A 24,089-nucleotide genomic window follows, 5' to 3' on the forward strand; every position below is an offset into this window, starting at 1 on the left:
TTGCCTTCGTCGTGGCTGTTAATCAAGAATATCATTTATCTTATCAATGTCAGAATTTTTATATTCCGAGTAGATGTGGGCATGAAATTCATTAAGCTTTTTCAACAGTTTTAGAAGCTCATTTTTTTCATCATCACTCAGTTTTCCAGATAATATTTTTGAGGTTTGGTCAACTTTTGAAACAGATCCATGAAAGATCTCTTCACCTTTCTTTGTGAGGTTGACGCGTTTGCTTCGTTTGTCATCTTCATCATTTTTCTCTTCCAAAAATCCTGCTTCCAAAAGTCTTTTGATAATTTGGGTTCCGGTTTGTTTCTCGTGGCCATTTCTTTCGATGAGTTGGATCTTGTTAAGAAAAGGTTCGTCTTTTAATCTGTAGAGATACGTGAATTCTTCATTTGCCAATTCGGGGAAATCTGCCAAACCTTTTCTGATCAATAATTTGGAATATCGTGCAAGCAAAAGCACTTGTTTGCAGATTTCGTTTTCTGTATATGAAACCTGATGATTCTCGTTTCTGAATAGCTTTGTAGGGCTTTCATCTTTATATTTTTTATCATTCATCCAAACGCGAAAATCTTCCAGATCCGCATTGGGTTTGTATGAATCGGAACTTTCAAATTCTTTGACCTGCTGTAAGAGATCGATGAAAAAATCGGTTTGCATAGTTTAATTTTCAGGTAAAGATATCATTTTAGTTTTTTTCAATTCATGATCAGCGCCAATCATTCTACAAATCGATTCTGAAGTTGGATTAGAAATCTATTTGAGATCTGGTGATGATGTTTTAAGTTTTAAATTTAATTTATTGAAAAATGGTATATTATTTTACTAATGATTTTTAAAAGGTATATAAATTGTATAACGTGATGTGTTCAAATTATTAACAATGAAAAAGATTCTACTCACAGGAGCAACAGGTTACATCGGCAAGAGAATGATCAGTGTGATCACGGAGCAAGGCTATAAGGTCATTTGCTGTAGCCGCGATGTCAGCAGATTCTCAAAACCATCTGGCATCAAAGATGAAATGATAGAGGTCATAGAGGTTGACTTTCTGAAGGAGGAAACTTTGAAAAATATTCCAGATGACATCTCAGGCGCCTATTATCTCATGCATTCTATGAGTACAAGCGCGGATTATGAAGAAGCCGAAAGGATCTGTGCTGAGAATTTTGTCTCTGCAATGGAAAGGTCCGATTGTGAACACATCATTTATTTATCCGGACTTGTGAATCAAAAGGAATTATCCAAACATCTCAACTCCAGATTCCAGGTGGAAAAGATCTTGCAGAAATGCTCCGTTCCCACCACAGTTCTGAGAGCAGGGATCATCATCGGTTCTGGAAGTGCCTCCTTTGAGATTATCCGTGATCTTGTGGAGAAATTACCAATCATGATCACGCCAAGATGGCTCGATACAAAATGTCAACCAATTGGGATTGCGAACGTCCTTGATTTCCTGAATTTTACCCTGTTCAAAAAAGAAGCTTACAATAAAAATTTTGATATCGGATGCGATGACGTCCTGACCTACAAAGAGATATTACTAGGCTTTGCCAAAGTCCGCGGTCTGAAAAGAACGATAATCACGTTACCGATCATGACGCCCAAGTTATCTTCGTATTGGCTATATTTTATCACATCTACAACATACAGTTTGGCCAGCTCCCTTGTAGGAAGCATGAAGATAGAGGTCGTCTGTAATAAGGAAAGTCTCTCCGAGATCAAAAAAATAACAGGCGTACACCCATTTTCGTACGAAGAGGCGTTGCAAAGAACCTTAGCGAAGATACAGGCCAACGAGATCCGCTCTAGCTGGAAAGACAGTTTCATCAGCAGCAGAAATGATTCTTCGCTGAAGGAATTCATTGAGGTTCCCCATTTTGGTTGCTTCAAAGATACAAGGAGTTTAAAATATGACGACAGGGAAAAGTGCCTGGACAGAGTTTTCAGTCTCGGCGGAAAAAACGGCTGGTACGGACAGAGTCTTTGGAAAGTGCGAGGTTTTCTGGATGTCTTGGTTGGCGGACCTGGCCTGAGAAGGGGAAGAACGCATCCATCACAACTTCATGAAGGCGATGCCTTGGACTTTTGGCGCGTCATCTATGCGAATCGGGAAGAGGGAAAACTGATTCTTTTTGCTGAGATGAAACTACCTGGAGAAGCGTGGCTGATGTTCAAATTGTATAGAGGAAAGTTGTGGCAAAAGGCCGTTTTCCGACCGAAAGGCGTGTGGGGACGATTGTACTGGTTTTCTGTTTTGCCTTTTCACGGTATTATTTTCAAAGGCATGCTGAGACGATTAGCTACCGCGCAAGTTAAATAACACTGAACAAGCGATGAATTTTTTGAGGATTTTCATTCATGAATAACATTCAGCTGCGTACTCAAAACATCGATGCAGAATACTTTTATAGAAGTCAATTCTGCCGGCGGCAAGATAGTTGTAGTTCTCTAAAAACCAAAAAACGATATTTATGAATTCACAGGTGGAAACAGAGTTTCAGACGCAAAACGACTCCAAGGAAACTTTTCTAGCGGACGTTCTGGAAGGCTTGAGCAGCAGTCCAAAAAAATTACATTCAAAATATTTTTACGACGAGGCAGGCGACAGGCTTTTTCAACAGATTATGAATATGTCCGACTACTATCTCACCAATTGCGAGCTAGATATTTTTAAAAATAAAACTGAGTTGCTAGCAAAAAGTATTTTGATAGATGATGAGCCTTTCGACTTGATAGAATTGGGAGCTGGTGATGCGATGAAATCCAGTTATCTGCTAGAACATTTGACCAAAAAAAATATCGACTTTACTTATATGCCAATCGATATCTCTGGACATATTCTGGATGAACTAAATGAAAAATTCAGCAGAGATTTGCCCGAGTTGGATGTCATCACTTTGGAAGGCGATTATTTTGATATGCTCGACAAGGCGATGACCATCTCACAAAGACGAAAAGTGGTCTTATTTCTTGGTGGCAATATCGGAAATATGGATATGGGAGAATCCTATCATTTTTGTAGAGAACTTAGAAGAAAACTCAATCGTGGCGACATTCTCCTGATTGGTTTCGATTTGAAGAAAAATCCACAAACCATTCTCGATGCCTACAATGATGAAGCAGGAATCACGTCATCGTTCAATCTTAATCTTCTCATCAGAATGAACCGCGAACTGGAAGCGGATTTCGATGTTCTGAATTTTCAGCATTACCAAACCTACGACCCGATTTCAGGCGCTTGCAAAAGTTATCTTGTAAGTTTGACGGAACAAAATGTTCACATCGGAAACCAGATTTTTCGCTTCGAAGAAAATGAATTGATTGATATGGAAATCTCGCAAAAATTTTCTCAGGATGACATCAGCAAACTCGCACGGGATTCCAAATTTCATATCATTGATGAGATTACCGATTCCAAAAATTGGTTTGTAGATTCCATTTGGCAAGTTCTTTAATTTTAAAATAAACTCCTATGAAACAAAATTCCGTTCTTACAAAATCAAATTCTAAAACTGATTGGGCAGAGAAATATTCGGAAATTCGTCAGCATTCTACAAAAATCTGCGAGCCTCTGGAAATTGAGGATTACGTGGTTCAGCCAATCGTCGATGTAAGTCCACCGAAATGGCATTTGGGTCACACGACCTGGTTTTTCGAGACTTTCATTTTGGAACCCAATTTTCCCGGTTATCAGGTTTTTGATGCTCAGTATAATTTTGTTTTCAACAGCTATTATGAAACGATTGGCGCAAGAGTTATCCGTACCGACAGAGGAAATCTGAGTCGTCCTTCCGTTTCTGACATTTATCAGTACAGAAAATATGTTGATGAGCAAATGGATGCATTCCTCCAAAGCGAATATTTAACAGAAGAAATCAAACCTTTACTCGAACTTGGTCTTAATCACGAGCAACAGCATCAGGAATTGTTGTTAACAGATATTAAATATATTTTAGGCCACAATCCACTTTTTCCTGCTTACAAAAATAAGGATATTTCGAAGAAAGAACACTCTGACAATATCGAAATGATTCACTTTGATGAAGGTGTTTATGAAATCGGTTTTCAGGGAGAAGGTTTCAGTTTTGATAATGAACTGGGAAGACATAAAGTGTATCTTAATAATTTTGAAATTGCTGACCGCTTAGTTTCCAACCGAGAATATTTAGAATTTATGGAAGCAGGATGCTATAAAGATTTCAGACATTGGCACGCCGAAGGATGGGATTGGGTGAAACAGAATGAAGCAAAATCTCCTCTGTACTGGCACTTGATTGACGGTCAATGGATGAATTACACTTTAAATGGACTTCAGGAATTAGATTTAAATGATGCCGTTTGTCACATCAACTTTTACGAAGCTTCAGCCTTCGCCTCCTGGAAAGGAATGCGCCTACCAACCGAAGCTGAGTGGGAAGTTGCCTCCAATCATTTTGAGTGGGGAAGCCGTTGGGAGTGGACGAACTCTGCCTATTTGCCTTATCCAGGATTTAAAAAAGAAGCCGGCGCAGTAGGAGAGTATAATGGTAAATTTATGGTCAATCAAATGGTTTTGCGTGGCGCTTCAGATGCAACGCCAAGCGGACACAGCAGAAATACATACCGCAATTTCTTTCAGACTGGCTTAAAGTGGCAGTTTACCGGAATCAGGCTAGCTCAATAACTGCTTATGATTACAGTAGAATCGGTTTCAAAAATTTTCAACGGAAAACCAGCAGTGGATAATATTTCTTTTCAGGCCAATGATAAAGAGATATTGGTGCTTCTGGGAACGAGTGGTTGTGGAAAAACGACCACTTTGAAAATGATTAACCGTCTGATAGAAGCAGATTCGGGAAATATTTTGATTGACGGAAAAAATATCCGTGACCGGAAAGTGGAAGAGCTGAGAATGGGAATCGGTTTTGTGATGCAGCATTCCGGATTGTTTCCGCATTATACGATTAAGCAAAACATCGCCGTTGTTCCGGAATTATTAAAATGGGACACGCAAAAAATTCAAAACACAACCGAAGAACTCCTGCACAAACTTCATCTCCCTGAAGATGTACTTTCCCGTCTTCCGAATGAATTAAGTGGTGGCCAACAGCAGAGAGTGGGAATTGCCCGTGCTCTGATTGCCAATTCACCAATTCTGTTGATGGACGAACCTTTCGGAGCTTTAGATAATATTACAAAGGCTGATATTCATTCGGAATTCAAATCGCTGGAAGAACTTAAAAATAAAACCATTATTCTTGTCACGCACGACGTTCAGGAAGCTTTTGAACTGGGACAAAGAATTTGTTTAATGGATAAGGGAAAAATTATTCAGACCGGAACTCCACAAGAAATATTGTATCGTCCCAAAAATGATTTTGTAAAGGATTTTTTTGCCGAAAACAGACTTTTATTGGAGTACAAAGTCGCAAGTTTGAATAATGTCAAATCTTTTATCGATTCAGAAATCATCATCGGTGAATTTCAGTTTACAGAAGAGACGAGTGTTTGGAATGCTTTACAGAAATTAAGTTCTGACCATAAAAACACAGATGCTTACGAAATTTTGATTAAAGCATTCAACGACTACCGAAAATTACAAATTGTATGACACAGCAAAGTCTTTGGCAGTTCGTCATCGAGCAGCACGAAAAATTACTGACTCAGGTTGTACAACATTTGGGATTGACGTTTTTGTCATTAGTTTTAGCAATCATTGTCGGTTTACCACTGGGAATTTTGATTGCCCGAAAAAGAAAATTATCAAATCCTGTTCTTGGTTTTGCCGGGATTTTACAGACGATTCCAAGTATCGCTTTATTAGGTTTTATGATTCCCGCTTTTGGAATTGGGGCAACTCCGGCCATCGTTGCTTTGCTGATTTATGCACTTTTACCGATTATCAGAAATACTTTCACCGGAATTACAGGAGTTAATCCAACAGTCATCGAAGCGGCAAAAGCTATGGGAATGAACCGGAAGCAAATGCTTTTCAAAGTTGAACTTCCATTGGCAATGCCTGTAATTATTGCTGGAATTCGCACCGCTGCAGTTATTAATGTTGGTGTGGCGACCTTGGCTTCATTTGTTGCGGCCGGTGGTTTGGGTGAATTTATCTTCGGCGGAATTTCTTTAAACAACAGCAATATGATATTGGCAGGTGCCATTCCTGCAGCATTATTGGCGATTTTGCTCGACCAGACGATTGCTGTTTTGCAGAAATCCGGCTATCAGTTTTTAAAGAAATTAAAATACATCATTCCTGCAGTTTTATTGGTATTTGGAGTTGTATATTTAATGAATTCCATCTCAGATAAAAATAAGTTAAAAGCAGGCTTTACACCAGAATTTATGGGAAGACAGGACGGAGATTTAGGTTTGCGTTCTGTGTATGGTTTGAATGTCAATCCTAAGGTTGTGAATGATGCAGTGATGTACAAAGCTGCTTTCGAAAATGAATTGGATTTAATTAGTGGATATTCCACAGACGGAAGAATCAAAGCGTTCGATTTGTATGTTTTGGAAGACGATAAAAAGATTTTTCCACCGTATTTTGCGGCACCGATTATCAAGACGAAAACATTGGATAAATTTCCTGAACTGGAAAAAACTCTGAACTTAGTTGCAGGAAAATTCAACGATTCAATAATGACCGATTTGAATTACCGTTCGGATTATCTTAACCAAACGCCTGAAAAAATTGCCAAGGATTTTTTAATGAAAAATAAACTGTACAGACCTTCCAGAAACGGAAATTCGGGAACAGTTCGAATTGGTTCAAAGATTTTCGGCGAGCAGTACATTCTCACAGAAATGTATAAAATGCTGATTGAAGGTTACACTAATTATAAAGTGGAAACCAAAACCGGATTGGGCGGAACGAAAATCTGTTTCGATGCTCTGATGAACGATGCCATCGATTTTTACCCTGAATATACAGGAACGGGACTTTTAGTTTTATTAAAACCATCACCAAAATCCATCCAAAACGTTTCGCAAAGTGCCGATAAAACGTATAAATTTGTAGATTCAGAATTCAGAAAACAGTATGGAATTCAATGGTTGGAACCGCTTGGTTTTAATAATTCTTATGCCCTGATGATGCGGAAAAAACAGGCAGAGGAATTGAAAGTAAAAAGCATTTCTGACCTTAAAAAATACCTGGATTCAAAATAGAATTTAAATGACTGAAAAATACAATTTTGATGAAATCGTCAGCAGACGCGGAACCGATTCGGTAAAGTGGGATTTGGCAAAGGACGACGTTTTACCAATGTGGGTCGCAGATATGGACTTCAAAACTGCACCGGAAATTACAGAAGCAATTGTGGAAAAAGTGTCTCAAGGTGTTTTTGGTTACGGTCTTGTGCCAGCCAATTTTTTCGACGCCATTATCCATTGGTGGAAAGAGATTCATCAGTTTAGTATCAAAAAAGATTGGATTCTTCCTGGTCCGGGAATGATTCCCACACTTTCCGCGATTTTGAGGACATATGTGAAGCGTGATGAAAATATCATTATTCAGCCGCCTGTCTATAACCATTTTTATAATTTCTTCGAAAACTGTGAATTTGGTGTGGTCGAAAATAATCTTCTATACAATAACGGAACTTACAAAATTGATTTCGACGATTTGGAATTCAAAGCATCCGATTCGAAGGCAAAAGTTCTGCTACTGTGTAATCCACATAATCCTGTAGGCAGAGTCTGGAATAGAAATGAACTGGAAAAGATAGCGGAAATTTGCGCTAAACATAAAGTGATGGTGGTGTCAGACGAAATCCATGCTGACTTGGTTTATCAAGGTCACCAACATATTCCTTTCGCATCCGTCGCTGAAAATTACGACTTGGAATCTGTGACTTGCGGTTCGCCCTGTAAGACATTTAATCTAGCGGGTTTGCCGATTTCTTATGTCATTTCTCAAAACGTCGAAATTTTAAATAAGATTCATAAAACTTTTGAAATTCAGGAGACGAGTTACCCAAATCCTCTTGCTGCCACCGCATTGATTGCTGCTTACCAAAACGGAAATAATTGGTTAGACGAATTGAAAATTTATCTCGGTGAAAATTATCAGTATCTCTTAGAATTCATCAAAGAAAATCTTCCGGAAATCAAAGTTCTTCCTTTAGAAGGAACCTATCTGGTCTGGTTAGACTGTAAGTCATTGAATAAAACTTCTGATGATTTGTCAAAAATTTTATTGGAAGACGAGAAACTGTGGGTCAATTCAGGAACAATGTACGGCAAAGCAGGCGAAGGATTTTTGAGGATCAATATCGGCTGTACAAAATCAAATTTAGCTGATGGACTGAATCGAATGAAAAATTTCTATGATAAAATCCCCAAATCCCAGATTACTTCAAAGGATTTTACCTCATAGAAAATCAATTGTATTTGGACGATTAGAAAGTGTCTAAAATCATATCAATTTGAGTAAGTAACGGTTGCATTTTTGCATAGCAAAAGCAAATTTGTTTCTACACCTTAATCATTTAATATGAAACCTTATACAGAAAATACCATCATCATAGGCGGCGGCTTTGCCGGAATAGAAATCGCCGAAAAACTTCTAAAATCTGGCTATCAATCCAATATTATTTTGATTGATAAAAATAATTACAACTTCTTTCCGCCCTTGCTCTATCAAGTTGCCACAGGGTTTTTGGATGTTTCGAACATCAGTTATCCTTTTAGGAAATTCTTTAGGAATCATCCTAATTTTTTGTTCAGAATGGGAGAGCTTTTGGAAATCAAACCAGAAGAAAATAAAATCATTTTGAATAATGGCGAATTGACCTATTCGAAATTGATTATCGCCACTGGAACGGTAAGTAATTATTTTGGAAACGAAAATATCCGAAAAAATGCTTTGCCGATGAAAACCATCGACGATGCCATCCATCTGAAAAATACAGTGTTGGATAGGCTGGAGGAAGCATCCAGAACAAACGACCTGCAAGAAAGAAAAAGACTTACAACTTTTGTTGTTGCAGGTGGAGGTCCTACAGGCGTAGAGATTGCGGGAATGCTGAGTGAACTCAAACAAAATATCCTCCTCAAAGATTATCCCGAGCTGAATAATGTTGCATTCGATATTCATTTGATTGATGGTCTGCCAACAGTTTTAGCACCGATGAGCAAGGCTTCTCAGGAGTACGCAACACAATCTTTGCAAAAAATGGGAATCAACATAAAACTGGGACAACTGGTTAAAGATTATGTGGATGATGTGGTCTACATTGCCGATGGAACTCAAATTGAAACAAAAAACCTGCTGTGGACAGCCGGCGTTACAGCGCTAGTTTTCAAAGGAATCCCAGAATCCACCTATGGTAAAGGAAAACGATTGATTGTGGATGCTTACAACAAAGTTCAGGGTACAGAAAATATTTATGCACTGGGCGACACAAGTCTGATGACCGCGGACCCAGCGTTTCCTGACGGTCATCCGCAACTGGCCCAAGTTGCCATTCAGCAGGCGACTTTACTTTCAAAAAATCTGAATGCAAAAGCAAAAGGAATTACACAAAAATCTTTCGTTTACAATGACAAGGGTTCGATGGCGATCATCAGTAGAAATAGGGCGGTGGCAGACCTTACCTCTGGACCTTTCAAACATTTCAATGGATTTTTTGCGTGGTTGATTTGGGTTTTCGTGCACTTATTTTCGTTGATCAATCTTAGAAATAAGATCACGACATTCTTTAATTGGATGAATGCCTACTTTACCAAAGACCAACCTTTGCGAATGATTGTAAATGCAAATCATGATAAGTAATTCGCACTAGTTTAAAGGCAATTAGATATTTAATTTTTTAACAAGTTTTAATTGTCTTTTGTAAATTTATTTCGAATCCGTCTATCTCCAAATCAAAATATATATTTAATGAATATTGACCTTACTCATAAAAACGCCTTGGTAGGCGCAGCAACTTCGGGAATCGGAGCGGGAATTGCGACTGAACTGGCAAAATGTGGCGCCAACGTAACGTTGATGTCTAGGAATGAAGAAAAACTTAAAAACTCATTGGCCGCACTTCCGGTCATCAATGAAAATCAAAAGCACCAATATCTCGTTGGCGATTTTTCTGATTTTGAAAGTTTTAAAATAATTATTGCTGATTATTTTAAAAACAATACCGTTGATATTTTGGTCAACAATACCAACGGTCCGGAAGCTGGCACTGCGCTTGATCAAAATGTGGAAGATTTCCAAACTGCTTTTGACCTTCTTTTCAAAACCGTTTTCGAAACCACAGCTTTGGCCTTGCCGAGGATGATTGAGAACAAATGGGGACGGATTATCAATGTTTCGTCACTTTCTGTGAAAGAACCAATTCCGAACTTAGTGCTTTCCAACGCTACCCGTTCTGCTGTTTTAGCCTGGTCAAAATCCTTGTCCAATGAAGTGGCTCAGCATCAAGTAACGATTAATAACATTCTAACAGGGAATTTTGATACCGAAAGGATTCAAAAATTAATTGCTGTAGAATCTGAGCAAAACAATATTTCTAAAGCTGAGATCCTAAAAGCTAAAGAGAATAAAATCCCAATGAAACGTCTTGGCAAACCAGAAGAATATGGACATTTGGTGGCGTTTTTGGCATCGGATTACGCATCTTATCTTACTGGGACGAGTATTCCTCTGGATGGCGGTTTGCTTAATGTTTATTAGCTGTATTGATTAAAAACAATTCAATATTTCATAAGAATCTTTAAGTTTAACATCAATCATACTTTAACTGTGAAATTAAATTATTATTTGAGATTTTGATAAAATCTTAGAATATTGAAAATGTTTGTACGACATTTATGAAAGAAAAGTTCATTTTATGTCTTTAATTTTAGTATTTTGGTCAAGACAAAGTTTGAAAATCGATTAGTTGCCTATGGATGAATTTGCCCAATTCTACAATACCCTGGAAGTTGATAAAGGACTTTTGATCATGCTGATGGTCATGAGTGTTTTCGTCGCCATTTTCCACACCGTCATCCTCATGGGACTTTACGAGATTAACTTAAAGCCAAAATGGTTATTCTTTGTCCTCAATCCTTTATCAATTTGGCTTTGCTCGCTTTATGACAGTAGGTTGGCAGCCTTGGTCGCAATTGTTCTTTTTCTGTCGGTCTTCGTTCTCGGAATTATTGGGATGATAGTCTCTTCGATCAGAAGTGGCATCCAAAGCTCCAAGGAGGAAGATGCTATCAGAATTAGAAGTGGAATACCAGCACTTCCAGTATGGAAAAAGATTCTTTTGACATTGTCCGGATTGATATTCTTTGGCTTGGTCTTGTCATTAGGTGTGCCATATTTTATCATCATCGTCTTCATCATTTTACCATTTCTAACGTCATTAAAATCAAATAATAAAAAACGCTTTTACAAGTTCCAGCGTACTTTGCCAACTGCAAATATCCGTTCCGTAGCAATGGGATTGGCAGAGATTTCTGGTAAAGTGAAAACTATAGAACCAATGATCTCACGCATTGGAAGCAAAAAGTGCATTGGATTTCTGCACACGGTAGAACGCGTGACCACGGACAAAGATGGCGATGATTCCTACACTTTGGAATCTTCGGAAACTGTTTGCAAACCTTTCTATATCCAGGATGCCAGCGGACAGATGATAGTAAAGTCTGAGGAGATCGAGTTCATTGATTTTGAGATCGACGAACGTTATCAATCTTCGATGAAGCGATACACGCAATATCTTCTTACAGAAAATATGGAGGTCTTACTCATCGGAAAGGCTGGTTTGAAGGAAAATAATGAACCTGTCTTTATGAAAGAGGAGATCAAAGATGTCTTCGGGATCTCTCCAGTCAGCAGCGTGGAAAGCTACAATACGATGCGTCCTATTCTGCAGTCTGCAGGGTATTTCGTCTATTTTTGGGTCATTCTGATCGCGCTTATTTTCCTGACGCCTGTCAATTTGAGAAATAATACGATAGAATTTGGAAAGATCAACTTGGACCTGCCTTTTCAGAATTCTAAACCAGTGAAGTCTATTGATGATTTTTATGATAATGTCTATGACAGCTACGAAAACAAAGTTGCAGAACCAGCGGAAAATTATTACGAAGCAGACAGTTTGGAAGTGACGCAACCCACGGAATAAAATTTTAACCAAAAGAAAATAAAACTATGTTACAGATTTTTGCTTACGTCATTTTAGGATTGGTCGTTCTAGGACTTTTAAATGTGGTGGTTTCGACCTACAACAGATTGATCATGCTGAGGAATAATGTCGATAAATCCTTTGGGAACATTGATGTTCTTTTGAAACAAAGAGCAGACGAAATCCCGAATCTCATCAAAGTGGTAAAGGAATCCATGAGGTTTGAGGAATCCATGTTGACGAAACTGACCGAACTGAGAACCAACTTCCTCAATGCAACTTCCAATGAGGAAAAGATTGAATTGTCCAACCATATGCAGACTCAGTTGAAATCGATATTTGCTGTGGCAGAAAATTATCCCGACATCAAGACGAGCCAGAATTTCCAATTACTTCAGGGTCGCGTTTCTCAGATTGAAGATGCGATTGCAGACCGCAGAGAGTTCTATAATGAAAGTGTGACCATGTACAATATTGGGATCCAGGAATTTCCGAATTTCATCTTAGCAAAAATATTACTTTACGAAAAGAAACAAATTTTGCAGATCTCTGAACAAGAAAAAAAATACGATGGAGTTGCCTTTTAATATCATAGACATTCTTCACGCTGTGGAAGCTAAGCCGGGCTATTTGGTAGCATTTGCGGCGTTTCATCCTTTTGCTTTGATGCTTCTCCTGATTCCGCTTTGGATTTTCAAGAAAGCCGGAGTCTACTCACCTGCACAGGAATTGGGAATATTTGGTTTTTCTGTCGTCGTGATTATGATGGTTGGCTGGCTCTTCGGTTTTGCTTCGCAGATCTTACTCATGTTCATGGACGTTGCAGGACTCAAAATGTTGATGGTCTATTTCGCAATGTATCTTTGCATCACAGCTTTTGTGATAGTCAATGCAAACGGTTTGAAGAAGATGTATGAGAAGGATCAATTGAAGAAAAAAATTGGTGGCATAAGTAGTAACAGATGAAAAAAGCCACGATCATCCTTTCTGTTTCTGCGATTATTATCCTATTGTTTGTCGACAGGTGCACAACGATAAATCTAACTACGGCAGATGTTTTCCGTCCGTCTTCTTATCAACATTTCAAAACATTAGTAGAAAAACCTCAGTCCAAAAATTATGAGATCGTGCCTGCCAAAGGTAGTTTTCCCATCTTGTATGATCATTTGAAAAACGAATTTTATTTGGCAAATGGGCAAGGTCTTACGAAATATGATGCATTCGGAAATGTGATCATTTCTAATGATCTTAGCCACGAAAAGTACACTTCTGTATTTGATTTTTCAAATTTTGTTCCGTTCGTCTTTGCGAAAAATGGCATCTATGATTACTCAGGTAAAAAATTAATTTATAAAAAATTTTCGGAGATCATTAACTCAGATCATGAGCTCAATGATAAAGATTTCAAATCCATCTTTGAAAGTCATTATCGGAATGCAGAATTGGTGATCTATGATAATAATAGAAATGTCGGTCGTGAGGACGATTGTTTTCCAATGTATTTCAAGATCAAAGATCAGTGGATTTTGATGTTTTCTCAGAGAGATGATTTTCGTTTTTCACATCAGGGCAGCAATGATATTGAGAATGATACGATTGGACAGATTGATTATCTCGGTTTTCCGGCTAAGTTGGGAGACAAGCGATTGACTGTTTTGAAGGACGCAAAAAACGGCATCTTCTCCATCAGCAAATTGGGATGGGAAGCCATAAGCGACAAATATCTCGATACGTACTTCACGCAGATCTTAAAAGAGAGAAAAGAGGATTATCAAACGGATAATGAGTTTAAATTACTTTCTTATAAAAAAGAAGACTATTACTCCAGCGGAAATGTTTTCAGTCTGCCAAAATGGGTGTCACCATCCTTCATGCTCAAAGGCTTCTTTGAATTGACATACAACAATGAAAATTTGTATTTCACCGAAAAAGCGCTCAAAAGAAGTGGAGACGAGAAGGTTCAAAACGACCTTTCCATTTACGAATTACCTAAAAAGTTCAGAACGAGGTCCAAGATTGCCTTTTTACTGTATGATCTGAACGTCGGTGGTTACATGAATGATAGCACAGAGGTCGTGGAGCCGATCATAAAGAATGCCGGATTGTATCTCATCAAACCAAAAAAATAAATTACTGATTTAGACTATCTTAATTGTAGCTACTGACAGATGCATCGATGTTAAGTCGATTTGCGGGAAGTGTGAACCAAAACGTGCTTCCTTCTCCCATGGTACTTTCTGCGCCTATTTTTCCGTTATGCTTCTTGATGATCTCGGAACAAATGTAAAGTCCCAACCCAAGTCCAGAATAGGATTTACCAGAATGATCCGCACGGTAATAGCGGTCGAACAAGTGTGGTAAGATATTGGCATTGATACCATTACCTTGATCCTTTACGGAAACCCTCACTTCATCTTCAGAAGCTTCTATGTTGATCTTGATCTCTTTGGATTGTGAAGCGTATTTCACGGCGTTGTTCACAAAATTGATCACAACCTGATCGATCCTGTTCTCATCGGCATAGATATCCAGATCTTTGTCTCCCTGTACCAGGATGTCATATTTGCCTTCCATGCGTATGTGGTCACAGCTCTTGGAAAGCATATCGTAAAGATTGAATTTTTTCTTTTCCAATGTCAGTTGATCTTCATTCATCCTGCTCATATTCAGAAGGTCGTCTATCAATGCAACCATGGCCTCAACGCTTTTTGATGATTGGTTGATGAGTTTGATATGCGTTTCTGTGAAGCTGTCGTTTTTCAATCTGTCCAACAATTGGATAGAAGCTTTGATGATGGTAAGCGGCGTTTTCAGCTCATGGCTTGCGATGCTCAGGAAGTCATCTTTTCGTTGTTCGAACAGTTTCTTTTCAGTGATGTCGGCTGTCATTCCCACCATTCGGTCAGCTTTTCCGTTCTCATCATATCTCGGTCGACCGTGGGCTTCGATCCAGTGTACAGAGCCGTCTCTCCACATGATGGGATATTCTGTCTTGTAGATGCCGTTGGTTCTCATTGCCTCTTGTACAAGGCCTTTCACTCGGTCACGATGTTCTGGTAACATGGCTTCGAAAAGGTCAGAGTATTTAAATTCCTCTGCTGGTAAAAATCCGAAGTTGCGTTTGAACTGGTCGGTACTTTGCATGGTCCCAGTTGCTATTTCAACTTCTGTTGATCCCAGGCTGCTGGCATCCAGCGCGATCTGCAGTCTGGTATTGATTTCATTCACAGTATCTCTGGAGGTCACCTGGTCGGTCACATCTGTGGCCACTATCAGGATTCCTTTGCTCTTCCCATCCGCATTGCTGATTGGTTTGTAAACAAAATTGAGATAGCGCTCAGTAGGGATATTATTGACTAAAAGTATGGTCTTGTGTTCTTTTCCGTAGTAAGGTTTTCCAGATTTATAAACATCTGTAAGAATATTCAGGAAGTTCTGATCTTTGATCTCGGGTAGGGCAGTGCCTAGCGGAATTCCTATGACCTTTCTGTCTTTTCCCCAGATTTCCAGAATTGCGTCGTTCGCAATATCGATTTCAAAATTATTTCCTTTCAGCGAGGCCATTGCTACAGGAGCATTTTCTACCAATGATCTGAAGCGGTTCTCGCTCTCCACCAAAGTATGATTGAGTTCCTCTAGCTTATTTTTAAATTTCACCAATTCCTTGTTCGCATTTTCCAGTTTCGAATTGATGGATAGTAGCTCTTCATTGGTGATTTTATATTCCTCATTCAGTTCTCCAAAATCCCTTGTCAGTTTTTCTTCAGCAATTGATTTTTCATTGATGAGCATTTTGGCTGCCATTCTATCAGACACTTCGAAAGCGGTATGAAGGATGTAAGCTGTTTTTCCATTCTCACCCAAAATGGCTTTGTATTCGAAATCGAAATAGTAGTGGTTAAAAACGCCATCGATCTCTATTACCGCTGGATGGTCTTTTGCAAGATAAGTCTCTCCAGAGCACCAAACTTGCTGCAAAATATCAAAAAATGGTTGGCCGGAAAGTTCGGGTAGTGCCTCAGTAAAGTTTTTGCCTACCACCTTTCTATCTTTCCCCCAAAAGTTCAGCATCGCTTCGTTGGCACTGATGATCTTGATATCTTCGCCAGTATAAACAGCGGTTGCATTGGGTGATTTGAAAAGTATACTAAGTAACTGCTCAGGAAGGATGTGATCGGGAGAGTTCATAAAAGGGTAAAAACTTAGACAAATATAATGAAAACACCATCAAAAATAATGATTTCAATCTTAAAAAATAACGTCAAAAATTAATTTTGATAACTGACTCGTAATGAATTAACGACTTGCTTTACAACTTTCTGCTGATCACGTAGTCCAACATCAACTTCAACGATTCTTTCGCTTCATTATCAGGAAATTCTGCTAAGATTGCCAATGCTTTTTGCTGATAATCTTTCATCGTTTGGATGGCGTAATCCATTCCGCCAGAAGATTTTACGAATTCCACAAGCTCACGTACTTTTTTGGAATCGTTGTTATAACGCTTTATGGTTGCGAAATATTTTTTGTAATTCTCAGGACTTGCGTTCTTCAAAGTGTAGATCAACGGTAAGGTCATCTTCTGTTCCTTGATATCGATCCCAACCGGTTTTCCAATGATGTTGCTGGTCTGATAATCAAAAAGGTCATCCTTGATCTGGAAAGCCATTCCCGTGTAGGTCCCAAATTCCTGCATTTTTTTCGCAGTCGCTTCGTCCACATTGTTGGAGAGAACACCAACTTCACAACACGCCGCAATCAAAGTCGCCGTTTTCTGACGAATGATCTCGTAGTAAACATCCTCCGTAATATCCAGTTTTCGCGCTTTCTCCAATTGAAGCAATTCACCTTCCGACATCTCGCGGATGGTTCTTGCAATGACAGAAAGCAAATCAAAATCCTTGTTGTCCGTAGAAAGCAAAACCGATTTCGAAAGCAGATAATCGCCCACCAAAACCGCAATTTTATTCTTCCAAAGCGCATTGATGGAAAAGAAATTCCGACGCTTGAAACTCTCATCCACAACATCATCGTGCACCAATGTCGCCGTGTGGATCAGCTCGATCATACTTGCGCCACGGAACGTTTTTTCGTTCACGTCGCCTACCAATTTTGCGCAGAGGAACACAAACATCGGGCGCATCTGTTTCCCTTTTGTCGTGACGATGAAACGCGTGACCTTGTCCAATAGAGCAACATTACTTTTCATAGATTCGTAAAACTTCTGCTCGAAAAGTTTCATTTCCTCAGAGATCGGAGCCTTGATTTGTTCTACAGTATTCGCCACTTTTTGCCTTTAGAGATTATATTTTTTTGGAGCAAGACGATTGCATTTTTTTTCACCTTTCCAACCCGCTTTCCGTTGCAATCTTTTTTTCCATCGCTCAGCCTTAGCCAAAAAAGGATTTCCACTGCAATCGGGGCTATGTTGACGATTTGTCTATCGATTGACCCAAAAATTAGTAATAAAAACTGAAGAAGAAAGTATTAGTACAATGTCTAATCACTAATTTCTAACATCGATTTATTATTCTACAAATATAATTATTCTAAATCTTTAAAAGGAATAAAATAAAGACTTTGAGGCACTTTTTTGATTTTTATATCGAATCTTTCGCCAGAAATATAGATTCCGTTTTCCGTCGCCGTGATTCCCTCGATCTGTCCAATGTTGAAAGCTCTTCCCAAAGCAAACTTTTTCAATGGCTTATTAAAGAACAGATTTCCATTCTCATCCTTCTCGAAGATCATTAGAAAAACCCTCGCTTTCTTCGTGTAACCGACAACGTACAATTTGTTATCATAAAACGACGCATCCGTCACCACAAATCCAGTGTCAAAACTTTCCAATTTCTGAGCTGGTTGATTTTCAGATAGATTTGGGTTGATGATGTAATGAGAAACTGTATTCGTGATCCATTCCTTCGTGAAAATATGAATATTCCCATCCAGGAAAATCATCGCTTCCGCATCAAAATTATTGTTGATATTCTTCGGCGCAAAATCTTCTTGTTCGGGATAATAAAACGGAATTACCTTGATGGAATCAATAATTATGGAGTCATTCTTGAAAGGCACTTTGTAAACTTTCAAATCCTTCCTCGTCCCAAGATTGTTCCCAAATTCCCCGATATAAAAATTCTCGCCATTGTTCGTAATCGCTTCCCAGTCAATGTTTTTCAGTCCAGTTTGAAACGTTTTTTCGATATACGAACTTCCTGACTTTATCTCAAAAATTTCACTCGTATTCCCGCTGTCGTTGAAAGAAAATATTCTACCGTCAAGTTCCGTCAGTCCAGAGCTTTCTCTCAACGAATCGCTCAGAATAGCGCTTTTGTATTTTTTAAGTTTTAGTTTTTGCGTTTTTTGTGCGGAGATTTGAAAACTCAGCAGAACAATTAAGAATAAGAAAATCCTTTTCATATTTCGTAAAAATAAGAATTGATTTTTTGAAGAGGAAATTTGATGGATTAAAATTTTGTTAAGGAAACTACTCCGCAGATTTGTTCGCCAATTGTCCACAAGCCGCGTCAATATCGCCACCACGGCTTTTTCTGACCATAATGGTGATGCCTGCTTTTTCCAGTTCACGAACGTATTTTTCTTCCGCAGCAATACTTCTGTGGTCAAATTTCCCTTCCCCAATCGGATTGTATTGGATCAGGTTGACTTTGCTCGGAACTTGTCGACAATATCTGATCAAGGCTTTGATATCTTCGTCACCATCGTTGATGCCCTTCCAAACGCAATATTCAAAAGTGATTGGTGAACCCGTTTTCTGATACCAATATTGAAGCGCATCCATAATATCCGTCAGAGGAAATTTCTCGGAAAATGGCATAATGTCATTTCTTTTGTGCTCAATTGCGGAATGTAGAGAAAGCGCTAATTTTACTTTAATCTCTTCATCAGCCAACATTTTTATCATCTTCGGGATTCCGGATGTGGAAACGGTGATTCTTCGTGGCGACATTCCCAGACCTTCTGGTTTCGTGATCTTGTGAATGGCCTCGACAACATTTTTGTAATTCATCATCGGTTCGCCCATTCCCATAAACACAATGTTTGTCAATGGTCTGTCAAAATATTCCTTGCTTTGGCGGTCGATCAATGCGACTTGATCTACGATTTCTGCAACTTCCAGATTTCGCATTCTCTTAAGTTTCGCCGTTGCACAGAATTCACAATTCAAAGAACACCCGACCTGTGAAGACACGCAGGCTGTACTTCTGGATTCTGTTGGGATCAAAACAGATTCCACCATCAGTCCATCATGAAGTTTTACGCCATTTTTAATAGTTCCGTCTGTTGATTTCTGTAGCAGATCGACAGAAATAGGATTGATGAAAAAATCGCGCGTCAGATTTTCACGCAGATCTTTGGAAAGATTCGTCATCTCATCGAAGGAATGCATGTTCTTGCTCCAAAGCCAATCGTAAACTTGTTTCGCACGGAAAGGTTTTTCGCCAATCGTTCCGAAATAGTCTTTGATCTGATCTAGGTTAAGTGTTCTGATGTCCTTCAATGTTCTGAAATTTTTTGCAAAGATACGTTTAATACAACAATTTAAAAATATAACAATGTAGCAATAGATAAATGTAATAATTCGGAATTATGCAGCAATTTCCATTTTTATTTTTAAGTTATTTGATTCACTGACAAATTGTTACAATGTTAAACTGATTAATTGTTTAAGTAGAATAGAGTATTTTTAATTTTGAATCGACTTTATTAATATATTCATAATTCTTACATTTGCATTGATTTTTACCCCATGGAATTCCAAGCCTTTTACGATAGCCCTTTCAAACTAAAATTATCTTTTGAAAAACTGATCCAGAAAATGGAATCGGAAGCGTTTCAAAATGCAGACTACGCAATTTCTCATAAAAATATTCTCGAAAAAGTAAAAGAATTTCCTGAGTTGAGAGATGGCATTACCAATCTCGATTTTTTTGTGGAAAATGAGATCTTGATGAAGGAACTTTTGAAAGATCTTTTTCCTCAGATGCTTACAAAGAACGAGATCAAGGCCATTGGTTTTCCTTTTTATAATTTCTTTTTCAATCCCACAGAGCGTTTCCAAAATATCATTGATAAAGCTGGTTCTGACTTCGATATGATCATCAAGGATATGGATCCGCACCGTTTTTATGTGATCAGTTGCTGTATCATCTTACGCAATTATTACAAAGTAGATCTCAATTTTGTGCAACCATTTATTTTTGATATTCCCAATGAAGAAGGGATCGTGAACCACTACCGTTTTTTGAACAATGTGGATTTCATAGACATCAATCCACTGGAAAATGTCAAGAGATTGACAGACGACGAAATTGTGGAACTACTGGACAATTTTGAAGATCATGAGCTTTGGAAAGAAAAATTCCCGCTCGAAAGTTGGGAACTCAAGGGTTTTGCGATCATCAGTTTCTTTGATGCCACGACAGAAAATGCGATCTCAAATCTCAAAAGCAAGCTGATCAATCTGGAGGATGATAAAAATCTGAAAAGTGAACTCAATACCATTTTCCGTTCGATATTTCAGGTGGCCGACCTAGAAGTTGGTTACACAGCGATAGACCTCGAGGATAATAAATTCGTGAGAAGTCCGATCAATGGCATCATGGATAGTTTTATCCTGACCTCGGGTCCGAGAGATTGTAAGAATGAAATGCTTTGTGAGAAAAACTTCAACACGCTCGTAGAATCGAAAAAATACTTCAGTGTTTCCGATGTAGACAGAAGTTTTCAGGAATATCCGGATAGCCAGATGGCGAGACAACTGTATGACGCCGGAATCAAAAGTGCGATTTTTGCACCGATCATTAAAGACAAGAAGATCCTTGGAATTGTGGAATTGGTCTCAAAAAAGAAAGCACTGAACAGCATCAATGCGAACAAAATGGAAATCGTAATGCCATATCTGGTAGATACGATGGACAGGCTTTACACTGGAATCGAAACGAGAATCGAGGCCATTATTCAGCGTGAATATACATCCATCCATCCAAGTGTCTATTGGAAATTCCGACAAGAGGCGGAACGTCATATCGGATTTTATAATGAAGAATTTGACCTGCCTTACCGAAATATCAGTTTTCAAAATCTAACGCCACTTTTTGGACAGACCGATGTTCGAAATTCTTCGGTTTCCAGAAATTTGGTCATCAAACAAGATTTGGAGATCCAGTTGGGTTTAATCTCGGAATTAATATCAAAATTCGGTTCAGAAAACGAGCTGGAGGTTTATCAGGATAAACTAAAATATTATCAGGAACTACTCAAAACAGATATCAAAGCCGACACGGAAAATATTGTTCAATCCTTTATTCTTTCTGAGATCCATCCTTTGTTTGAGTCGATAAAACTTCAAAATATCGACTACAACCAATTGGTAACAGATTACTTCAAAAATTTGGATCCGAGAACCAATATGGTCTATGATTTCCGTAGAAAGTTTGATGAGAGTTTATCTTCCATCAACAAAAATCTGGCGGATATTCTGGACAAACGTCAGGAAGAGCAACAGGTTCGTTTTCCGTTCTACTATGAGCGATTCAAAACGGATGGCGTAGAGCACAACATGTACATTGGATCATCTATTGCGCCTGCATTGACCTACGATCCTGTATTTCTGAAAAATTTAAGATTATGGCAATTGCGCGTCCTTTGCGAAAGTGAGTTGCAGTACCACCAATTCCGAAAAAACCTGGAATTTTCTTTGGATGTTTCGTCTCTGATTTTGGTCTACAGCACGCCGATCAGCATCAGATTCCGAATGGATGAAAAACGTTTCGATGTGGATGGAAGCTACAATGCACGCTACGAAATGATCAAAAAACGCATCGACAAATCAACGATTAAAAATTCAACGGAAAGAATTACGCAGCCTGGAAAGATCAGCATTATTTTTTCTCAGGAAAAAGAAAGACAAGACTATATCAAATTGATAAAAATCCTTCAAGACCAGAAGATTCTGGAATCAAATATTGAAGAATTGGAAGTTGAAGACCTTCAGGGAATCAACGGTTTGAAAGCTTTGAGAGTTGGCGTGAATTATGAAGCGGAGGAAGTTGATTATGAATTTATAGAAAGTATTAAAAATAATAACGTATAAATTTTTCAATAAATTTATTTTTTTTTATTAAAATTTAAAATTACCCCATATATTCCTTTTATATAAAAAAGAAAAAATAGTGCTAATAGAAAAATTTCAATGAATTTATTAGTTAAGTGTAAAATGCCTAAAATGTATAATAAGATTGAAATTAAAATTAGAATAATCGATTTTTTAATATCAGGTATATCTTCTTTTGGCTCAAATGAATAATTCTTTGGACCTTCATAATTTGTCAATAAGAGCAATAGAGATGTTATGATTGATAATATACAAACTGAAAAATAAAAAAATAAATTAGTATCGTTGGAATCAATTATAGTTATTCCATAAATTCCTATTCCAAGTGTGAAAAAGGATATAATTAACTGCAAATATTTTTTTTTCTTGAAAGATTTAGCTATTGACTTAGCGACTGTAATAAAAAATGTGATTAGTAGAATTCCTCCTCCAATGTAAAATAATGATAGATTCATAGCAACTAAATATTATTAATTAGTATTATCTATTAAAACTTACATCGTCACATTCCGAAAAGCCACCACAAAAGCAATCACAGAAGCAATGATCCCGATTGTGAAAACCGTGTAAGTCAATCTCAATAATTTATATTTTCTGTTCAATACAATTCCCAGATAATAGAGATCTTTGATCATCGTGTCATAAAGGTATTGTCGGTCGGCCATCATTTCCTTCATTGCCCAGAGATATTCTTCCATCGGCATTTTGTAGAAGTTTCCAAAGAACAATAGGTTTACTTTTTTCTCCTCAATTTCCTTTCTGGTAAACGTTCCGCTGGACACTTTCGGTCTTGTGGACATGATAGCCAAAATAATACAAGCCACACTCGACATGATCATGACGAAGGTCGGGATGATCAGGTGAGAATTACTCGGTCCGTCCAATTTTGGGATCAAGGTGGACAATGCGACAGAAATGATGATTGCGTTGACAGAAAGCAGGATATTCGCTTTGCTATCAGCAATTTGGCTCAGCTTGGTGTGATTATTCAGCGTCACACGAAACATCGTTTCAATGCCTCTTTCGGGAGATTCCAGCTTTTCGAGTTTCTTCCTATTCAGAAGCGCTTTGTCCTTGTCCTGACTGGATTTTTCCTTTTTATCTTCTTTTAGATTTTTGATCTTATCAAAGATCTTCTCGGTATTTTTCTGCTTGATGGGTTGCCAGTTTTCCTGCGCAAATTTGGTGTAAAATTGATGCTTGGCGAAAAAAGCCGTGTTCAGTTCTGCCCACTGTAATTTACTGAACTTCTGATGATGCACCTCTTTGATCTCCTGTCTTAGGTTTTCACAAACATTGAAATAGTCATCAGACGCCAAATGATAAAGGTCCGCATCCTTGATGATATTTTCAAGATGATCAGTAGGTTTATAGAACTTATCAGTTGCCAAAATAAGTTTGCCGATCTTTGCAATTCTGGCTTCGTCCAATTGATGTTCTCTCAAGAATTCCTCGGCCATTTTTCGGCTTTCTTCCTCGTGATTTTCGCTGTCGTCTATGTAGCCAAGATCGTGGAACCAACCTGCCAAAAGCAGATCTTCCGTATCTTCAGCATTTACATGTTCCTCTCGAGCCAGGATTTTGATCTTATCTACAACCTGTATTGTATGGTCAAGATTATGATAAGTATAAACAGAAGATAATCTATCTTTGAATAAATTTTTAACGTGATCTTCCGAGATTTTCAAAATGTCCATAAAAGCAATTTGAAAACAAATTTAAGAAAGTATTGACAGCTTACTAATTTTAATTTTGTTAAATATTGTTATAGTTTGATATTTAATTAAGATTATATTGAATAATTTTAGGGCAGCTTAATCCGTCCTCCGTTCCCG

20 protein-coding genes are annotated in these 24,089 nt (G+C 38.1%); 13 read left to right on the forward strand and 7 right to left on the reverse strand.

Annotation, left to right across the window (positions count from 1 at the left end):
• Positions 1–18 precede the first annotated feature (18 nt).
• Positions 19–666: a MarR family winged helix-turn-helix transcriptional regulator gene (locus tag BMW39_RS14275; RefSeq protein WP_034974445.1), complete on the reverse strand. Its 648-nt coding sequence runs from the start codon at positions 664–666 to the stop codon at positions 19–21.
• Positions 667–889: 223 nt separating this feature from the next.
• Here BMW39_RS14275 and BMW39_RS14280 point away from each other — a divergent pair, with 223 nt between their 5' ends.
• From BMW39_RS14280 to BMW39_RS14335, 12 genes are all read left to right on the forward strand, one after another.
• A complete protein-coding gene (locus tag BMW39_RS14280; RefSeq protein WP_034974447.1) occupies positions 890–2,329 on the forward strand; it encodes an SDR family oxidoreductase in 1,440 nt (479 codons plus the stop codon).
• Between the two features lie 151 nt (positions 2,330–2,480).
• Positions 2,481–3,464: an L-histidine N(alpha)-methyltransferase gene (locus BMW39_RS14285; protein WP_034974448.1), complete on the forward strand. Its 984-nt coding sequence runs from the start codon at positions 2,481–2,483 to the stop codon at positions 3,462–3,464.
• 17 nt (positions 3,465–3,481) lie between these two features.
• Positions 3,482–4,672, forward strand: coding sequence for an ergothioneine biosynthesis protein EgtB (egtB, locus tag BMW39_RS14290; RefSeq protein ID WP_051879874.1), 1,191 nt, complete (start codon positions 3,482–3,484; stop codon positions 4,670–4,672).
• Positions 4,673–4,678: 6 nt separating this feature from the next.
• Complete coding sequence (locus BMW39_RS14295; RefSeq protein ID WP_034974450.1) at positions 4,679–5,599, forward strand: ABC transporter ATP-binding protein; 921 nt, start codon at positions 4,679–4,681, stop codon at positions 5,597–5,599.
• Entirely contained in the window at positions 5,596–7,164 is a 1,569-nt protein-coding gene (locus BMW39_RS14300; RefSeq protein WP_034974452.1) for an ABC transporter permease/substrate-binding protein, read from the forward strand. Before BMW39_RS14295 ends, BMW39_RS14300 begins: the two co-directional genes overlap by 4 nt.
• Positions 7,165–7,171: 7 nt before the next feature.
• Positions 7,172–8,374 (forward strand): MalY/PatB family protein, encoded by a 1,203-nt coding sequence (locus BMW39_RS14305; protein ID WP_034974454.1) that lies wholly within the window; start codon positions 7,172–7,174, stop codon positions 8,372–8,374.
• Between the two features lie 117 nt (positions 8,375–8,491).
• Positions 8,492–9,772, forward strand: coding sequence for an NAD(P)/FAD-dependent oxidoreductase (locus BMW39_RS14310; protein ID WP_034974458.1), 1,281 nt, complete (start codon positions 8,492–8,494; stop codon positions 9,770–9,772).
• A 108-nt stretch (positions 9,773–9,880) separates the two neighbouring features.
• The gene (locus tag BMW39_RS14315; RefSeq protein ID WP_034974461.1) at positions 9,881–10,669 is read left to right on the forward strand and encodes an SDR family oxidoreductase; all 789 of its coding nucleotides are present in this window, start codon (positions 9,881–9,883) and stop codon (positions 10,667–10,669) included.
• A 214-nt stretch (positions 10,670–10,883) separates the two neighbouring features.
• On the forward strand, positions 10,884–12,113 hold the full coding sequence (locus tag BMW39_RS14320) for an EI24 domain-containing protein (RefSeq protein ID WP_034974463.1): 1,230 nt from the start codon (positions 10,884–10,886) through the stop codon (positions 12,111–12,113).
• Positions 12,114–12,139: 26 nt separating this feature from the next.
• A complete protein-coding gene (locus tag BMW39_RS14325; RefSeq protein WP_034974466.1) occupies positions 12,140–12,700 on the forward strand; it encodes a LemA family protein in 561 nt (186 codons plus the stop codon).
• Positions 12,684–13,079 (forward strand): hypothetical protein, encoded by a 396-nt coding sequence (locus BMW39_RS14330; protein WP_034974468.1) that lies wholly within the window; start codon positions 12,684–12,686, stop codon positions 13,077–13,079. The genes BMW39_RS14325 and BMW39_RS14330 overlap by 17 nt, the downstream gene beginning before the upstream one ends.
• Complete coding sequence (locus BMW39_RS14335) at positions 13,076–14,242, forward strand: hypothetical protein (protein WP_034974469.1); 1,167 nt, start codon at positions 13,076–13,078, stop codon at positions 14,240–14,242. Before BMW39_RS14330 ends, BMW39_RS14335 begins: the two co-directional genes overlap by 4 nt.
• A gap of 19 nt (positions 14,243–14,261) precedes the next feature.
• Here BMW39_RS14335 and BMW39_RS14340 read toward each other — a convergent pair whose 3' ends face one another.
• The 4 genes from BMW39_RS14340 to rlmN form a co-directional block, all read right to left on the reverse strand.
• Positions 14,262–16,301: a PAS domain-containing sensor histidine kinase gene (locus tag BMW39_RS14340; RefSeq protein WP_051879875.1), complete on the reverse strand. Its 2,040-nt coding sequence runs from the start codon at positions 16,299–16,301 to the stop codon at positions 14,262–14,264.
• 121 nt (positions 16,302–16,422) lie between these two features.
• On the reverse strand, positions 16,423–17,400 hold the full coding sequence (locus BMW39_RS14345; protein ID WP_034974471.1) for a polyprenyl synthetase family protein: 978 nt from the start codon (positions 17,398–17,400) through the stop codon (positions 16,423–16,425).
• 257 nt (positions 17,401–17,657) lie between these two features.
• On the reverse strand, positions 17,658–18,536 hold the full coding sequence (locus tag BMW39_RS14350; protein ID WP_034974473.1) for a hypothetical protein: 879 nt from the start codon (positions 18,534–18,536) through the stop codon (positions 17,658–17,660).
• 67 nt (positions 18,537–18,603) lie between these two features.
• Positions 18,604–19,638 carry a 23S rRNA (adenine(2503)-C(2))-methyltransferase RlmN gene (gene rlmN / locus BMW39_RS14355; RefSeq protein ID WP_034974475.1) on the reverse strand — a complete coding sequence of 345 codons (1,035 nt, stop codon included), beginning with the start codon at positions 19,636–19,638 and terminating at the stop codon, positions 18,604–18,606.
• 249 nt (positions 19,639–19,887) lie between these two features.
• On the opposite strand from rlmN, the gene BMW39_RS14360 reads away from it, so the two are divergent.
• Positions 19,888–22,233, forward strand: coding sequence for a hypothetical protein (locus tag BMW39_RS14360; protein WP_034974477.1), 2,346 nt, complete (start codon positions 19,888–19,890; stop codon positions 22,231–22,233).
• Positions 22,234–22,247: 14 nt separating this feature from the next.
• Here the strand turns inward: BMW39_RS14360 and BMW39_RS14365 are convergent, their stop codons facing one another.
• Complete coding sequence (locus BMW39_RS14365; RefSeq protein ID WP_034974479.1) at positions 22,248–22,709, reverse strand: hypothetical protein; 462 nt, start codon at positions 22,707–22,709, stop codon at positions 22,248–22,250.
• Between the two features lie 39 nt (positions 22,710–22,748).
• Positions 22,749–23,951 (reverse strand): Pycsar system effector family protein, encoded by a 1,203-nt coding sequence (locus BMW39_RS14370; protein WP_034974481.1) that lies wholly within the window; start codon positions 23,949–23,951, stop codon positions 22,749–22,751.
• Between the last annotated feature and the right edge of the window lie 138 nt (positions 23,952–24,089).

Origin of the sequence: Epilithonimonas lactis, assembly GCF_900110605.1 — a bacterium.
GTDB lineage: Bacteria > Bacteroidota > Bacteroidia > Flavobacteriales > Weeksellaceae > Epilithonimonas > Epilithonimonas lactis.